Annotated in this window: 13 protein-coding genes and 1 tRNA gene; 6 read left to right on the forward strand and 8 right to left on the reverse strand. The window is 36.8% G+C overall.

The annotated features are described in order from the left end of the window. The first annotated feature begins 43 nt into the window (after positions 1 to 43). Together FLAVO9AF_RS10330 and FLAVO9AF_RS10335 are read left to right on the forward strand one after the other, a co-directional pair. Positions 44 to 1,021 carry a lysylphosphatidylglycerol synthase domain-containing protein gene (locus tag FLAVO9AF_RS10330; RefSeq protein WP_159688064.1) on the forward strand — a complete coding sequence of 326 codons (978 nt, stop codon included), beginning with the start codon at positions 44 to 46 and terminating at the stop codon, positions 1,019 to 1,021. After that, complete coding sequence (locus FLAVO9AF_RS10335; protein ID WP_159688066.1) at positions 1,018 to 2,115, forward strand: glycosyltransferase; 1,098 nt, start codon at positions 1,018 to 1,020, stop codon at positions 2,113 to 2,115. Before FLAVO9AF_RS10330 ends, FLAVO9AF_RS10335 begins: the two co-directional genes overlap by 4 nt. 4 nt (positions 2,116 to 2,119) lie before the next feature. Here FLAVO9AF_RS10335 and FLAVO9AF_RS10340 read toward each other — a convergent pair whose 3' ends face one another. The 3 genes from FLAVO9AF_RS10340 to FLAVO9AF_RS10350 form a co-directional block, all read right to left on the reverse strand. Beyond that, positions 2,120 to 2,827, reverse strand: a complete 708-nt coding sequence (locus FLAVO9AF_RS10340) for a DUF4184 family protein (RefSeq protein WP_159688068.1) — start codon at positions 2,825 to 2,827, stop codon at positions 2,120 to 2,122. 3 nt (positions 2,828 to 2,830) lie between these two features. Continuing rightward, the gene (locus tag FLAVO9AF_RS10345; RefSeq protein ID WP_370516469.1) at positions 2,831 to 3,274 is read right to left on the reverse strand and encodes a hypothetical protein; all 444 of its coding nucleotides are present in this window, start codon (positions 3,272 to 3,274) and stop codon (positions 2,831 to 2,833) included. Positions 3,275 to 3,352: 78 nt separating this feature from the next. Then, positions 3,353 to 3,736 (reverse strand): hypothetical protein, encoded by a 384-nt coding sequence (locus FLAVO9AF_RS10350; RefSeq protein ID WP_159688071.1) that lies wholly within the window; start codon positions 3,734 to 3,736, stop codon positions 3,353 to 3,355. Positions 3,737 to 3,793: 57 nt separating this feature from the next. Between FLAVO9AF_RS10350 and FLAVO9AF_RS10355 the strand changes: the two genes are divergently transcribed. After that, complete coding sequence (locus tag FLAVO9AF_RS10355; RefSeq protein ID WP_159688072.1) at positions 3,794 to 4,294, forward strand: DUF456 domain-containing protein; 501 nt, start codon at positions 3,794 to 3,796, stop codon at positions 4,292 to 4,294. A gap of 226 nt (positions 4,295 to 4,520) precedes the next feature. Here FLAVO9AF_RS10355 and FLAVO9AF_RS10360 read toward each other — a convergent pair. From FLAVO9AF_RS10360 to dnaE, 5 genes are all read right to left on the reverse strand, one after another. Continuing rightward, positions 4,521 to 4,594: transfer RNA gene (locus FLAVO9AF_RS10360), tRNA-Asp, on the reverse strand. 86 nt (positions 4,595 to 4,680) lie between these two features. Continuing rightward, positions 4,681 to 5,619, reverse strand: a complete 939-nt coding sequence (locus FLAVO9AF_RS10365; protein ID WP_159688075.1) for a DUF58 domain-containing protein — start codon at positions 5,617 to 5,619, stop codon at positions 4,681 to 4,683. Between the two features lie 244 nt (positions 5,620 to 5,863). After that, positions 5,864 to 6,181 carry a thioredoxin gene (trxA, locus tag FLAVO9AF_RS10370; protein ID WP_024980008.1) on the reverse strand — a complete coding sequence of 106 codons (318 nt, stop codon included), beginning with the start codon at positions 6,179 to 6,181 and terminating at the stop codon, positions 5,864 to 5,866. A 207-nt stretch (positions 6,182 to 6,388) separates the two neighbouring features. Further along, complete coding sequence (locus tag FLAVO9AF_RS10375) at positions 6,389 to 7,306, reverse strand: outer membrane beta-barrel protein (RefSeq protein ID WP_159688077.1); 918 nt, start codon at positions 7,304 to 7,306, stop codon at positions 6,389 to 6,391. A 176-nt stretch (positions 7,307 to 7,482) separates the two neighbouring features. Then, positions 7,483 to 12,027, reverse strand: coding sequence for a DNA polymerase III subunit alpha (gene dnaE / locus FLAVO9AF_RS10380; protein WP_159688080.1), 4,545 nt, complete (start codon positions 12,025 to 12,027; stop codon positions 7,483 to 7,485). A gap of 701 nt (positions 12,028 to 12,728) precedes the next feature. On the opposite strand from dnaE, the gene leuC reads away from it, so the two are divergent. From leuC to FLAVO9AF_RS10395, 3 genes are all read left to right on the forward strand, one after another. After that, positions 12,729 to 14,123 carry a 3-isopropylmalate dehydratase large subunit gene (leuC, locus tag FLAVO9AF_RS10385; protein ID WP_159688083.1) on the forward strand — a complete coding sequence of 465 codons (1,395 nt, stop codon included), beginning with the start codon at positions 12,729 to 12,731 and terminating at the stop codon, positions 14,121 to 14,123. A gap of 108 nt (positions 14,124 to 14,231) precedes the next feature. Beyond that, a complete protein-coding gene (leuD, locus tag FLAVO9AF_RS10390) occupies positions 14,232 to 14,828 on the forward strand; it encodes a 3-isopropylmalate dehydratase small subunit (protein WP_159688086.1) in 597 nt (198 codons plus the stop codon). 109 nt (positions 14,829 to 14,937) lie between these two features. Then, on the forward strand, positions 14,938 to 16,461 hold the full coding sequence (locus FLAVO9AF_RS10395) for an alpha-isopropylmalate synthase regulatory domain-containing protein (protein ID WP_159688088.1): 1,524 nt from the start codon (positions 14,938 to 14,940) through the stop codon (positions 16,459 to 16,461). The last annotated feature ends 22 nt before the right edge of the window (positions 16,462 to 16,483 follow it).

The raw sequence follows: 16,483 nt of genomic DNA on the forward strand, positions 1-16,483 counted from the left end.
ATTTTACTCACAATAATTCCACGCCACGGCGTATTAAGGGCAGATGATTTCAATTCCACACAAAACTAAACAATTCCTTGTACTTCTAGTCAAACTTTTGATTGTAGGGGGAGCGTTTTATTTTATCTACAACCAACTCGCCAATAATGACCAGCTCGATTGGGAGAAGTTTATCGTGCTGTTTCGCAAAAATCAATCCGTGGGAGGCATTCTTTTCATTCTCTCGTTTAGTGTCTTGAATCGCTATTTCGAAATTTTGAAATGGCAAAACTTAGTCCGTTTTCTGCATCCTATTTCGATAGGCGAATCTACCAAACAAGTATTAGCCGCTTTAACTGCGGGTTTGTTTACCCCAAACGGTGTAGGCGAATACGCTGGAAAAGCCTTGTATTTCAACAAAAAATCAACCAAAAAAATCATCTTTTTAAATCTGATTTGCAACGGAATCCAAATGATTCTAAGTATCGTTTTTGGCATTTTCGGCTTGTTGTATTTCAATGCTATTTTCGCCATTATCAAACCGAAAACAGTGCTTTTGCTCTTTGGAGGACTTTTGTTAGTTGTACTGATTCTTTTCTTTTCAAAGAAAATCAACATCAAAGGCTATTCTATCGAAAAACTACTTCATAAAATCAATGAGATTCCAAAAGCGATTCATCAAAAAAACATACTGTTAGGCACGTGTCGCTACTTGGTATTCTCGCATCAATACTATTTTTTGTTTTTGGCTTTTGATGTGGATTTACCCTATTTAACGATGATGGCTGCGATTGCTTCGGTCTATTTTCTGGCTTCGTCTTTGCCTACTTTTCAGTTTTTGGATTTTGCGGTAAAAGGAAGTGTGGCGGTTTTTTTCTTTGGAATTTTGGGCGTTAACGAGTGGATTGTGGTTTTCATTTCGACTTTAATGTGGTTCTTGAATGTAGTGCTGCCAGTAGCCATAGGAAGTTATTTTGTTTTGAAATTTAAAAGCCCCTTAGCCTCCGAAGGTGGAAACATTAATCTCAAAGAAAAACAATGATTTTTGTTTTACTAGGCATAGTAATCGTTTATGTGCTGACTATAAGTTGGCTAATTTACGGTTGTTCCCAAGTCCCGTTGTATACCCAAAAAGAGAGAATTCCAAAAACCACGTTCTCTATTTTGGTTCCTTTTCGCAATGAAGCCGAAAATTTGCCGATTTTATTAGAAAGTATTTCCAAACTAAAGTATCCGACAGATTTATTTGAAGTGCTATTGATTGATGATGCATCGGAGGAAAAATTCCAAATTCCAAATTTCAAATTCCAAATTACCCTAACAAACACTATTCGACAATCGAATTCACCCAAAAAAGACGCCATCACCACTGGCGTTCCTTTGGCCAACAACGAGTGGATAGTGACCACCGATGCCGATTGTGTTGTTCCCGAAAATTGGTTGCTAACAATGGATGCTTTTATTCAAAATCATAAAGTAGAAATGATTGCTGGGGCGGTTACTTATGACTGCAAGCCTTCGTTTTTGCATCATTTTCAGCAATTGGATTTGACAAGTTTACAAGGCGCCACTATTGGAAGTTTTGGCATTAACAAAGGTTTTATGTGCAATGGTGCTAATTTTGGTTATACTAAATCACTTTTTCAAGACTTGAATGGATTCGTAGGTAATGACAAAATAGCCAGTGGTGATGATGTTTTCTTGTTGCAAAAAGCCATAGCGCAATGTCCAGAAAAAGTACACTATTTAAAATCGAAAGAAACCATTGTCCGAACGCAACCTACAGACAGCTGGAAAGCCTTGTTCCATCAGCGCGTGCGCTGGGCTTCGAAAACTAGCTCTTACCAAAGTCGGTTTGGGATAGGATTAGGATTAGTCGTTTTTGCAGGCAATCTTAGTTTGATTCTGGGATTAGTATTCGGTTTTTTGGGCTGGATACCGTTGGTCTATATTATATTACTTTGGCTAGCGAAATTTATGGTAGACTCGGTATTGCTCTTCAAAACGCATCGTTTTTTGAGTCCTTCCAAAATGCGCTATAGGTTAGCCAGTAGCTTACTCTATCCTTTTTTTAGTACTAGTGTGGCTTTGTATGCTGTTTTTGGCTCTTACGAATGGAAAGGGAGACGATTCTAAAGAATTATAGCAGTTTTTTAAACCAAAAACTACTTATTGCAATTCCAATTATTGTAGAAGAAATCAAACTCACTATAACATTTCCATATTGTACAAATGATAATCCAATACAAAATCGAATTGCCATAATAAGCGAAATGCAAAATAGGACAAAAACCCAATACCTTTTTTTGACTCTGTCGTGGATTATATTCGATGATGGCATTTTATATAAATAGAAAAATAAAGTAGCCATTCCAATACAAGAGCTTAAATGCTGAAGAATTTTATACAATGGAATAGCGTATATTTTACTTAACAAAAAAGGAAATTCAGTAACAAAATAACCTGTTTGATGTGTAAACCCATCCCATAAAATATGTGAAATAGCTCCAATAACAATAGAAAGTACTACGATAATGAAATTATTCCGCAAGTAATCCATCCAATCTGTTTTCTTTAAATCATCAAGTCGAGAACTAAAAAAAGAAGGTGAATTTTCTATTAATCCTTTTTTTATGATTTGATGAAACAACAAAGCTGCCAATAAAGAAATTGGAATATTAAAAATAAACAAGCCTAAAAGAGTATGACTAATATTGCTTTGAACTTTCATTCTAATGAAATACTCAAAATCAGGACACATAGACCCAACTATTAAACCCGTAGCTGATAATCTCCTAGATTTTATAAATGGAAGTACAATTGCTGGATGCGAAAAAGTAAAGGGCATTATTTATTCTACTTTTAGAATTACCGGCAAGATAAACTGTGTTTTTACAGGAATTCCTCGTTTTATCGCGGGATTGACTTTAGGAAAACCGACCAAACGCGCGCGAAGGATACTATCGATTTTGATGGTATCGTAAGCTACTGAATCTTTGGGAAATTGGGGTTCAAATTTCAGCGTTGAATTGGGAAAAACCGTTACTTTGACTTCGATAGTGTCTAGTTCTGGATACAAAATAGCCAAGGTATCTACGCTCAATTTTTCTTGAATCAATTGCGTCAATCGCTCAAAAAAGCATTGTTGTTGTTGCTTCTTGTCGGTCACGGATTCACAATCTACCAAAGAGGGATATTCGTCAACTTCTTTCCAATTGATGGTTTTCAATTCTTTTTGCAGCAATTCCTTTTCAGAGGGAACTTGCTTCTCAAAGTATTGACAAGAGGCGAACATCAGCAGCAATAAATAGCAATAACTTTTACTCAAAGCAGTGGTTTGGATTGGACTTATTTTGGGATAAAAATACACTTATTATTTTTTATTTGGTTTGGATTGGAGATAATCTTCGTATCGCTCCGACATCCATTTCTTTTTATTCTCTTCAGCAATTGCTTTTTTATCGGGATACAATGCTTTCAATCGGTCTGAAAACAAAGCAATTTGTACTGTATAGGTATAAAATTCTTCTTTAGACAGCAGTATATTTGGGTCTTCTTTCTTAGTGAAAAATTCAAAAAACAAAGCATCAAATTCTTTTAAGTTAAAATTTAATACTTTAGTTTTATACTGAATTGACAATCTTTCTTTTAAAAGGTCATCTTGAGTTTTCTCGTTTTGCGATTGTCCATGACAAAGCAAAGAGAAAAAGAGGCATAAACCTAACCCTATAAAAGTTGAAAAAAGGTCTTTTTTCATAGTTATATCGTAATAAAACACTACAAATGTACTTTCAAAATTACTAAAAATAAATTTATGGACATACTGCTTTTGGGAGTCGGACTGTTATTTGTTATTCTAGGAGTTTTTGGCAGCTTTTTGCCCGTCTTACCTGGACCTAGTTTGAGTTTTATAGGTTTACTTTTATTGTATTGCACTAATGCTATTCCAGTGAATTATTGGATACTCAGCATTAGTTTAGTAATTACTTTACTTTTAACGGTTTTAGATTATGTCATTCCTGCCAAGGGAACCAAAAAATTTGGGGGCAGTTCGTATGGAATTTGGGGAACGAATATTGGTTTAGTGGTTGGATTATTGGCGCCTATTCCTTTTGGATTCATTATTGGCCCTTTTGTTGGTGCATTTATTGGTGAGATGATCTATGACAACAAAGACCATAATCGCGCATTAAAAGCCGCTACAGGTTCCTTTATTGGGTTTTTAGCTTCTAGTTTCCTGAAATTTATTGTATGCGTGATGCATTTTGGGGTTTTCGTTTGGATTGTTTGGCAGTATAAAGACAATTTACTGTAAGCTTTGAAAAATTGAGACTCTCTGGAAGTATAATTTAGGAAGGTTTTCAAAAACACAAAACACCCTAAAATCAAAAAAGCCGTTCGCCGAGACGAAAAGCTTTTCATTGGTCTAACTACTAAACCGCGCTACGAGTTACAAAGTCGTAGCAAACAACACAACTAATTTTAGATACCGTATTTGGGCAAAAAAGCACTTCATCTCTGAAGTGCTTTCCCCAATATTGCGGTCTGGACGGGACTCGAACCCGCGACCCCATGCGTGACAGGCATGTATTCTAACCAACTGAACTACCAAACCTCTGCGTTATTGCGGTGGCAAAGATACAACAGATTTCTAGTTTTCCAAGCGTTTTTGAAAAAAAATTTCAATAAAAAAACCAATTATTATTCAAAACTTTGTTTTTCAATTAAATAGGCAGTTAAAATTTTTTCAAAATTTTCACCTACACTCACCGGAATGTACTTAATCTTGTTCTGTGCACACGTCATTGCCACTTTTTCGAAGTATTCTTGCATCTTTTTCTCGTAAAATTCTTTAATAGTATCCGCAAAAACTGCAATTTCTTCTCCCGATTCTATATCTACGAACCTTTTGGGAGCCGAATCGAAGTCAAAATTCAACTCTGTTTTAAAATCCATCACATGAAAAAGAACCACTTTATGCTTATTATGCTTCAAATGTTGTAAGGCTGCAAATAACTTCTCATCCGACGAACTCACCTCATCCGACTGAAACATGTCCGTAAAAAGCAAAATCATCGACCTACGGTGCATTTTCTCCGCAATTTGATGCAAATAAGTAACCGTATCGGTCGTTTTCTTTGGCTTTTGATTTTCGAGTAAATTTTCGAGCACATTCAACAACATTCTATGATGACGGTCACTGCCTTTTTCAGGGGCATAGTATTCATAAGAATCCGAAAAAACACTCAAACCCACCGCATCCCTTTGCTTTTTCAATATATTCATCAACACCGCCGAAGCCAAAACCGAGAAGCCAATCTTATTTTCATAAAACAACTGCCCGCTACTAAGTTTCGGATAATGCATGGACGACGAATTATCAATAATAATATGACACCGCATGTTCGTTTCTTCCTCATACCGTTTAGTATACAAACGATCCGTCTTAGCATACAATTTCCAATCCATATGCTTAGTGCTCTCTCCCGCATTATAGACCTTATGTTCCGAAAACTCTGCCGAAAAGCCATGAAACGGACTTTTATGCATACCCGATATAAAGCCTTCTACAACTTGATTCGCCAGCAACTCCAAATGCTGAAACTTACTTATCTTATCTATTTGTGATTCCATCTTCATCTTCCAAATATATCAAAAATCAACGTTAGATTCTCTTTTTGAAGCAGAAACAAAGGCTTTTTTAGCTATCATTGTTCCCGCTGTCCACTATATCTGTGCCTCTGAACCCCAGAGTCACAGGATGCCGCTCCCATCGGGGCTAGAGAGAAACATTATGCCCTTTTGAAACAATGGAAACTCCTTTCTGGACATAAAAAAAGGCTTGACTTTCGTCAAACCTTTTTTTCAATATTACAAGTGTCGATTACAACAAAGCATCTAAACTATCTGCATATGTTTGTTTTGGAGCTACACCAACTTGTTTTCCTACTACTTCTCCATTATGGAAAACCAATACTGTTGGAATGTTACGAACTCCGTATTTGGCAGCAAATTCTTGATTAGCATCAACATCTACTTTACCTACTACTACTTTTCCTTCGTATTCATTGCTTAATTCATCAATGATTGGTCCAACCATTCTACAAGGTCCACACCATGCTGCCCAAAAATCAACCATTACCGGTTTGTCTGATTTCAAAACTACTTCTTCAAAAGTAGCATCTGTTATTGCTAAAGCCATTTTCTATTTGTTTAAATGAACCCTCCTCTTTGATTTGGGTATCGGTTGCTATTTTTTTAATAAGGCTCAAATTTAGGAATTAAAAACCAATCCCAAAGCATCTACAAATTAGTTTTGGCTATCATTCCATTGTTTGTGCTTATTTCCAAAAAAAAGAGCTGCTCTATCCGAGCAACTCTTTTCCTTTTAATCGTTTCCTGAATAGGATTACAAACTGTATTTCAAGCCTAAAGTCAATCCTAAACCACTAATTCCAACATATGAACTCAATTCATTCAAAGGCTTAGTTGTATCAACTCCATTTGGATTAATAGAATTATTTGAATTAGTAGTTAATTTATCTACATAATTAGTATGGATTTGTGATTTTGTTCTAGTAGACAAAGCATCCGCTCCATTCACTGTAAATTCAGTAGTTTCTTTTGTTTTTCCGTGAACAGTAAAGTTACGGTATTCTAATTCAGCAAAAGCAGAGATGTTTTTACTTAATTTATAAGATGTACCAACAACTGCTGAAAAACCTAATGTAGGATTTGGTTTTACCACATCAACACTATGAACAGCACCAAATACTGGAGCTCCAGTAGATGGATTAGCTCCAATTGGAGCAACTGCGTCAGTAGTAATTTCTAAATCACCATGAACCGGAACAAGAACACCTACCTTTGTGTAAGGTTCAAATCCTTTGTGCTCTCCCAAAAACAACACTAAAGAGGGTGCTAAATCAAAAGCTGTAATTTGACCTACAGATTTAAAATTGTAAACACTACCAGTTGGAATAAATGGCACATCAGAGATTGTCTGAGCCATAGTTTTATCTTTACTAGAATAATAGTTTATTCCCATTTCAAAACCTAAACGCGCATTAAATCTGTATCCAGCAGTAACACCTGTTCTAAAACCTTCACCAAAAGACCCCGTTACACTTTCTTCTGAAACTAATTTCCCTCCTTGATACACTTTGCGTAAAGCATCTTTTCCTCCAACAGTTGGAAATTCAGTAGCCGCAGTTTGCATAAAATAAGATCCGCCTACTTTAAAATACCAACTCTCGTTTTTTTCGGTTTGCGCCATCATAGTAGTAGCGATCAAAACGAAACCAAATAAAAATAAATTCTTTTTCATAATAGTAATTTTGTTTAACGTTACAAACTTATAATAATTTGCGCCATTTCAAAGAGGCCAACAAGACCGGGGTTCTCGAAAACGTTTTCTTGACACAGTAATTAAGATATAATTTTTTTATTTATTTTTTTTATGTTAATTAATAGTATATATCGTATTTTTTTAACTTTAAAAAATTAGTTTAATTTAAAATTGATTTGCATTTTCTCTAATTCAAACAAAAGCTCATTCGAAATCTTTACTTTCAATTTTCTACTAGGCATTGACAATTTAGTCACGACTTTGATTTCTTCTATTTCTTCAACTTTTGCTGCTGTTGCCGTTACTGGATTTTCAAGATTTTCGCCTTCTTCATTATCTACACTATCTGCAAAATCTGCATCGTCAATTTCCTCAATGGCAGTCGTTCTTTCTATCATTCTGCGTACTCGTTCCAACTCCATTACTTCAAAAGCAACGGTATGTTCACCTTTATTTTCCAAAAACAACTGATTAAGCTTGTAAATAAATTCCGCTTCTATATCTGTAATATTCAACAACAAGACCAATTTTTTAGCATACGCCTCCAGCACATCTTGCAATTGTTTCACCTCAACAAACTGAATTCTAGGCTCGGCCCGTTTACCCGTTTCTTGATTCACCCAACCTTCTTTAACTAGTATCTTTATATAGGTGAAATTATTTTGAATAAAGAAATGACGAAACTTCAGATATTCTTCTCCAAAAATTCGAAACTCAAAATTCTCATCATAGCCTTCGAGCGTAAACATCCCCCAACCTTTTCCGTTTTTGGCTACTCTATGTTGTACATTATTAATGATACCACCAAACGACAAGTTTTTTCCAACATGTTGCTCTAAATTCTTGAGTGCTTCTAGCCTAACATTACAGAAATATTTCATCTCAAATTTATAATCATCCAATGGATGACCAGAAATGTAAATACCAACTACCTCTTTTTCTTTTGCTAATTTCTCCATCGTGCTCCAATCCTCGCAAGGAGGCACAACTGGTTCAGCAATTTGCACTTCGCTGGTTTCTCCAAACAAACTCACTTGGGAGGAATTCTCATTCTCTTGGTATTTCGCTCCATAACGCATGGCTTTTTCATAAAAAGTAATACCATCGCCATCATCATGAAAATATTGTGCTCTTGTGGTACCTTCAAACGAGTCAAAACCACCTGCCAAAGCCAAGTTTTCGATTGCCTTTTTATTGGCAGCTCTCAAATCGATGCGTTTGGCCAAATCAAAAATGGATTTGTATTTACCGTCTTTCCTGTTTTCTACAATTGTTGCTACCGCTCCAGAGCCTACACCTTTGATAGCTCCCATTCCAAAACGAACGGCGTAATCTTCATTTACAGTAAATTTATAGAAAGACTCATTAACGTCAGGCCCCAAAACTTGTAATCCCATACGCTTACATTCTTCCATAAAAAACGACACTTGCTTGATATCATTCATGTTATTTGAAAGTACCGCAGCCATATATTCCGCAGGGTAATGCGCTTTCAAATAAGCCGTTTGGTAGGCAATCCAAGCATAACAAGTGGAGTGGGATTTATTAAACGCATAACTCGCAAAAGCTTCCCAGTCTTTCCAAATTTTTTCTAAAACAGTTGCGTCATGACCTTTTGCAGCTGCTTGCTCCACAAACTTCGGCTTCATTTTGTCCAATACGTCTTTTTGCTTTTTACCCATTGCTTTACGCAAAACGTCGGCCTCACCTTTGGTAAAACCAGCCAAAGATTGGGACAAAAGCATCACCTGCTCTTGGTATACCGTAATTCCGTAGGTTTCAGACAAATATTCAGCACAAGCATCTAAATCGTATTTGATTTCTTCCTCTCCATTTTTTCTTCGAACGAAAGACGGAATATATTCTAACGGTCCCGGACGATACAAGGCATTCATCGCAATCAAATCCCCAAAAACAGTAGGCTTCAAGTCCTTCATATACTTTTGCATACCAGGTGACTCGTATTGGAATATCCCTACTGTTTCTCCTCTTTGGAACAACTCATAGGTTTTAACATCATCAATAGGAAAAGTATCGGGGTCGAGCTGAATTCCAGTACGATATTTTACTAATTTAACTGTGTCTTTAATCAAAGTAAGGGTCTTCAACCCCAAGAAGTCCATTTTCAACAATCCTGCACTTTCAGCCACCGAGTTGTCGAACTGGGTAACATACAAATCCGAATCTTTGGCGGTAGTTACCGGAACATAATTGGTAATATCTGATGGCGTAATAATCACCCCACAAGCGTGAATCCCGGTATTTCGCATCGAACCTTCCAATATCTTGGCTTGCTGAATGGTTTCTCCAGCCAAATCTCCTCCATTGGCAATGGCAATCAATTCTTTTACACTATCAAACTCATCAGAACGCAAAGCTTTTTTTACATCCTCTTCTTTTTCAGAAATAAAACGCGCCAAATTCCATTTTGATGGCATCATCCCTGGAATTAATTTCGCAATTCTATCCGCTTCAAACAAAGGTAAATCCAAAACACGAGCCGTATCACGAATAGCCGACTTCGTAGCCATTTTACCATAGGTAATAATTTGCGCTACTTGATTGGCACCATATTTATTGATTACATAATCCATTACACGTCCTCGCCCCTCGTCATCAAAATCGATATCAATATCGGGCATAGACACACGATCTGGATTTAGGAAACGCTCAAAAAGCAAATCGTATTTAATAGGGTCAATATTGGTAATTCCTAAACAATACGCTACCGCCGAACCCGCTGCCGAACCACGCCCAGGTCCCACAGAAACATCCATTTTTCTGGCTTCGGCGATAAAATCTTGTACAATCAAGAAATAACCAGGATAACCCGAATTGGAAATGGTCAATAATTCAAAATCCAATCGTTCTTGAATCGACTCCGTGATTTCACCATAACGTCGCTTTGCTCCTTCCATCGTAAGGTGTCGCAAATAGGCATTTTCACCACGAACTCCGCCATCAACTTCATCTTCTGGCACTACAAATTCTTGTGGAATGTCGTATTTAGGTAACAATACGTCACGGTACAAGGAGTAAATTTCAACTTTATCTACAATTTCTTGAATGTTGATAATCGCATCAGGCAAATCGGCAAAGAGTTTTTTCATCTCCTCACTCGACTTATAATAATATTCCTGATTTGGCAATCCATAACGATAGCCTCGTCCTCTACCAATAGGCGTGGCTTGTTTTTCGCCATCTTTTACACACAACAAAATATCGTGCGCATTGGCATCTTCTTTATTTAAATAATAGGTATTGTTCGTGGCAATGAGTTTGACTTTGTGCTTCTGAGAAAATTCAATGAGTGTTTTATTCACCCTATTTTCATCTTCTTGATTGTGGCGCATAATTTCGAGATACAAATCGTCTCCAAATTGTGCTTTCCACCAAAGTAAAGCTTCCTCCGCTTGGTTCTCTCCTACGTTCAGAATTTTACTTGGAATTTCTCCGTATAAATTCCCAGACAAAACCATTATGTCTTCTTTGTACTGTTCGACTATAGCCCTATCAATTCTAGGCACATAATAAAAACCAGCCGTGTAAGCAATAGAAGCCATTTTGGCCAGATTGTGATAGCCTTTTTTATTCTTTGCCAATAAAACTACTTGATAACCATTGTCTTTCTTGGTTTTATCCAAATGATTATCACAGATATTAAACTCACAGCCTACAATAGGTTTTATCTCTGTTTCAGTAGGTTCTTCTCCACTTTCTACCAATGCTTTGTTTTTTGCCGATGCCGATTTGTTGTGATTCATAACAGCGCTCACAAAATGGAAAGCACCCATCATATTACCCGTATCCGTCATCGCAACCGCTGGGAAATTATTTTTGGCTGTAGCCGCCACCAAACCACCAATGGCAATGGTGGATTGCAAGACCGAAAACTGGGTATGATTATGCAAATGAGCAAAAGCTGCTGCTGAAAAATCTTTCTTTTCTGTTTCAGTTAAAATTGGTGCATCAGTAACAACACCCGAGGCTTTAAGTTGCTCCCGAATAGCATCAGAAGCTTTCTTAAGATTAATGTGCTTTAATCCAATTAACGGAAAAGGGTCTGGATTTTTACTTTGGAACTCCTTGAAATAAATGGGTTCTACCTCCAACTCCTCTTTGGTAAAAACTTCTTTTCTAATTAATTCCAGAAAACATCTTGTGGTTGCCTCAACGTCAGCGGTAGCGTTATGTGCTTCCGCGAAAGGTTGGTCAAACAAATATTGATGCAACTCGGTAAGCGTTGGCAATTTGAATTTTCCTCCTCTACCACCAGGCAATTTTAGTAAGGAAGCCGTTACTTCTGTACAAGTATCTAGAATCAGCATTTCACCCATAGGCGAAGCAACCCCCAAACGATAGAACTCACAGCCCATAATATTGACATCAAAACCTACATTTTGACCTACAATAAATTTCGCTTTCCCTAAAGCTATATTGAACTTCTCTAATACTTCCGCCAATGGAATTCCCTCTGCTTGCGCCAATTCGGTAGAAATTCCGTGGATTCGCTCAGCGTCATAAGGAATATTAAACCCTTCTGGCTGCACCAAATAATCTTGATGCTCCACCAAATTACCCATATCATCGTGCAACTGCCAAGCGATTTGTATACATCTTGGCCAGTTATCTGTGTCAGATAAAGGTGCGCCCCATCGTTTGGGTAATCCGGTGGTTTCGGTATCGAATATTAAGTACATAAGTTAAAATAACAAAGATTAAAAATTCCAAAATCCAATTTTAAAACTCCTTAAAACATTGGTTTTATGGAATATAAAAAACAGTACAATACAAATTGGTGGAAGTTCAAATTTAGGTTTTTTTTAAAGAAACTAGAGGCAATTTGTCTTTTTATTCCAACTATAACTGACAGTAAAGATTATAACGCCATAGCCAAAGAAATCTACGCCATTTTCATTAAAAAAACAGCAAATCTCATTTTTGGATGTCGTAGTTTTCAATTAAAAAAAAAGTGTTTTAAAGAACTCATTTTATCGATTTTACTTCTAAATAGTACCACTTTCACTTAGCACAAAAATAGCACTTTGTTGACTGTTTTTAATCAAAAAACAAGATTTAGATAGAAAAAACGCAGTGAAATCATTGAAAAAACGGTTTGTTTTAAAAATAACACAACAAAAATCCCATATCTAAAAAGGATTTTAATTTTAAAAAAAGACGTTCCCTCTTTTCAAATCAATAGTAAAACCAATCCAACTTTTTCGTTAATAAAGGAAGTTTTTAATTCTAATCTGCCGTAGAAAAAGAATTTGGGTATCGTATATAATGAAATTTCAAAATTGACACTTTTTATTCGTTTGCTACATTTGCCTTCCAAGTTATACTTTTTGGGTAGCAACCCAACAAAAAAGACCAATACACTTAAAAAAAATAGTTAACAATGAGTACTACATTATTCGACAAAGTATGGGATTCGCACGTGGTGCGTAAAATTGAGGATGGACCAGATGTGTTTTTTATTGACCGTCATTTCATTCACGAAGTGACTAGTCCCGTTGCTTTTTTAGGTTTAAAAGCTAGAGGCGTTAAGGTATTATATCCAGAACGCACTTTTGCTACTGCCGATCACAACACCCCGACAATAAACCAACATTTACCAGTAGAAGATCCTCTATCGGCTAATCAATTGAAAGCATTAGAAGATAACGCTGCAGAATACGGTATTTCCCATTGGGGTTTAGGACACCAAAAAAATGGAATTGTTCACGTGGTAGGACCTGAAAACGGAATTACTTTACCAGGTGCTACTATTGTTTGTGGTGACTCACATACTTCAACTCACGGTGCATTTGGAGCCATTGCCTTTGGAATCGGAACTTCAGAGGTAGAAATGGTGCTTTCTACACAATGCATTATGCAACCGAAACCCAAAAAAATGCGTATCAACGTAAACGGAACTTTGAGCAAAGGTGTGGGACCAAAAGACGTGGCTTTGTACATTATTTCAAAACTAACCACTTCTGGAGGAACAGGCTACTTTGTTGAATATGCTGGAAATGTTTTTGAAGAAATGTCAATGGAAGGCCGAATGACCGTTTGTAATTTAAGTATCGAAATGGGTGCTCGTGGAGGTATGATTGCTCCAGACCAAACTACTTTTGATTTTCTTGAAGGCAGACTATATGCTCCAAAAGGAGAAGCTTGGACGAAAGCAGTTGAATACTGGAAAACATTGAAAACGGATGCTGATGCAGTTTTCGATGCAGAATTAACTATTGATGCTGCTGATATCGAACCAATGATTACTTATGGAACCAATCCTGGAATGGGAATTGGAATTTCTGCATCTATTCCAAGTGCAGATCAAGTAGAAGGCGGCGAGGAAACCTACAAAAAATCTTTGGCCTATATGGGCTTCAATGAGGCTGATACTATGATTGGTAAAACAATCGATTATGTTTTCTTAGGAAGTTGTACCAACGGTCGTATTGAAGATTTTAGGGCTTTTACAGAAATTGTTAAAGGCCGCAAAAAAGCAGATAATGTTACGGCTTGGTTAGTACCTGGTTCGCATGTTGTTGAAGCACAAATCAAAGAAGAAGGACTTTTAGACATTCTAACAGAAGCAGGTTTTGTATTGCGTCAGCCAGGCTGTTCGGCTTGTTTAGCCATGAACGACGATAAAGTTCCAGCTGGAAAATATGCCGTAAGTACTTCTAACAGAAACTTTGAAGGCCGTCAGGGTCCTGGATCAAGAACAATGTTAGCCTCCCCAATAATGGCTGCTGCTGCTGCTGTGACAGGAAAACTAACAGATCCGAGGGAATTGATGTAATTTTTCACCACAAAGGAAAATTACCAAAGAACAAAAATATTTTACAACAACATAAGTCCTCTTACTTCTCTCATTCGGAAGTTGAGGGCTAATCTAAAATAAAGTCAAATGGCATACGATAAATTTACTATACTAACCAGCAGTGCAGTGCCACTGCCAATTGAGAACGTTGATACTGATCAAATCATACCAGCTCGTTTCTTGAAAGCCACAAAACGTGAAGGTTTTGGAGACAACCTTTTTCGTGACTGGAGATATAATGGAGACGATACCCCAAAAGCCGATTTCGTTTTAAACGATGCTACTTATTCTGGAAAAATCTTAATTGGAGGGAAAAACTTCGGTTCTGGGTCTTCAAGAGAGCACGCTGCTTGGGCAGTTTACGATTACGGATTTAGAGCGGTCGTTTCAAGTTTCTTCGCAGACATTTTCAAAGGAAACTGTTTAAATATTGGAGTTTTACCAGTACAAGTAAGTCCAGAATTTGCTGATACTATTTTTAAAGCAATAGAATCAAATCCAAAAACTGAACTAGAAATCAATTTACCTGAACAAACCATTACTTTATTGTCTACTGGTCAAAAAGAATCTTTTGACATCAACGGATACAAAAAGAACAACATGATTAATGGTTTTGATGACATCGATTATCTAAACAATATCAAAGAAGAAATTGTTGATTTTGCTAGTAAACAATTGATATAGAACCCTAAGTTACTTACAACCCAATAGTGCTGTCCTATATCGTTTCTAAAATGATATAGGATTCGCTTTAAATAAAAAAAGGATACTTTAATCCGAAAATAATTCCCCAATGGAACAGAAAAAGATTGAAATAATGGACACTACTTTACGCGACGGAGAACAAACTTCGGGCGTATCGTTTTCGGCTGCAGAAAAACTAACCATTGCTCAATTATTATTAGAAGAATTACACATTGACCGCATCGAAATTGCTTCGGCACGTGTGAGTGAGGGAGAATTTCAAGGGGTAAAAGGTATTATGGACTGGGCAAGTACGAAGGGATATACTGATAGAATAGAAGTTTTATCATTTGTTGATGGAGGAATTTCTATTGAATGGATGAAAAAAGCCGGAGCCAAAGTTCAAAATCTTTTAACTAAAGGCTCTTTGAATCACTTAACACACCAGTTAAAAAAAACACCTGAACAACATTTTGCAGAAATTGCACAAGCAATCGAACTCGCGAATCAAAACGGAATTGCTACCAATGTTTATCTAGAAGATTGGAGCAACGGTATGCGCAATTCGCCTGATTATGTTTTTCAATACTTGGATTTTATCACGCAACAACCCGTTAAAAGAATTTTACTACCCGATACACTAGGTGTTTTAATTCCTTCGGATACTTTTGAATTCATTTCTAAAATCACACAAAAATACCCTGACATTCACTTTGATTTTCACGCTCACAACGATTATGACCTTAGTGTAGCCAATGTCATGGAAGCCATAAAAGCAGGAATCAGCGGTTTACACGTAACTGTAAATGGAATGGGAGAACGCGCCGGAAATGCTCCTTTGGAGAGTACCGTTGCCGTTATCAATGATTTTTTACCTCAAGTAAAAATCAATATCAAAGAAACTTCTCTATACTCAGTTAGCAAACTTGTAGAAACTTTTACTGGATATAGAATTCCGGCGAACAAACCCATAGTTGGAGATAATGTTTTTACTCAAACCGCTGGTATTCATGCTGATGGAGACAACAAAAACAATCTGTATTTCAACGATTTATTGCCAGAGCGTTTTGGAAGAAAACGAAAATATGCGCTTGGAAAAACATCAGGCAAAGCCAATATCGAAAAAAACCTTCAAGAGCTAGGGCTACAACTCAATGCCGAAGATTTAAAACTCGTTACGCAACGTATCATCGAATTGGGCGACAAAAAAGAAACGGTCACCAAAGAAGACCTACCTTATATCATTTCCGATGTTTTAGATAGTCAGTCCTATCAAGAACGTGTTGTGGTGCAATCCTATGTTTTAGTTCATGCCAAAGGAATGCGCCCTTCAACTACACTTTGTCTTAAAATTGATGGAGAAATAATCGAAGAAAACGCACAAGGCGACGGACAATTTGATGCTTTCATGAATGCTCTGAACAAAATTTACAAAAGCAAAAAAATGACTTTACCTAAGCTCGTTGACTATGCCGTAAGAATACCTCCAGGAAGTAGCTCCGACGCTTTGTGTGAAACGGTTATCACTTGGACAGCAAACGGAAAAGAATTCAAAACACGAGGATTAGACTCCGACCAAACTGTGGCAGCCATTGTAGCTACGCAAAAAATGCTTAATGTTGTAACCGTATAAATTACAAAAATAAAACTCCAAA

This window comes from Flavobacterium sp. 9R (assembly GCF_902506345.1).
In the GTDB taxonomy this organism is placed as follows: domain Bacteria; phylum Bacteroidota; class Bacteroidia; order Flavobacteriales; family Flavobacteriaceae; genus Flavobacterium.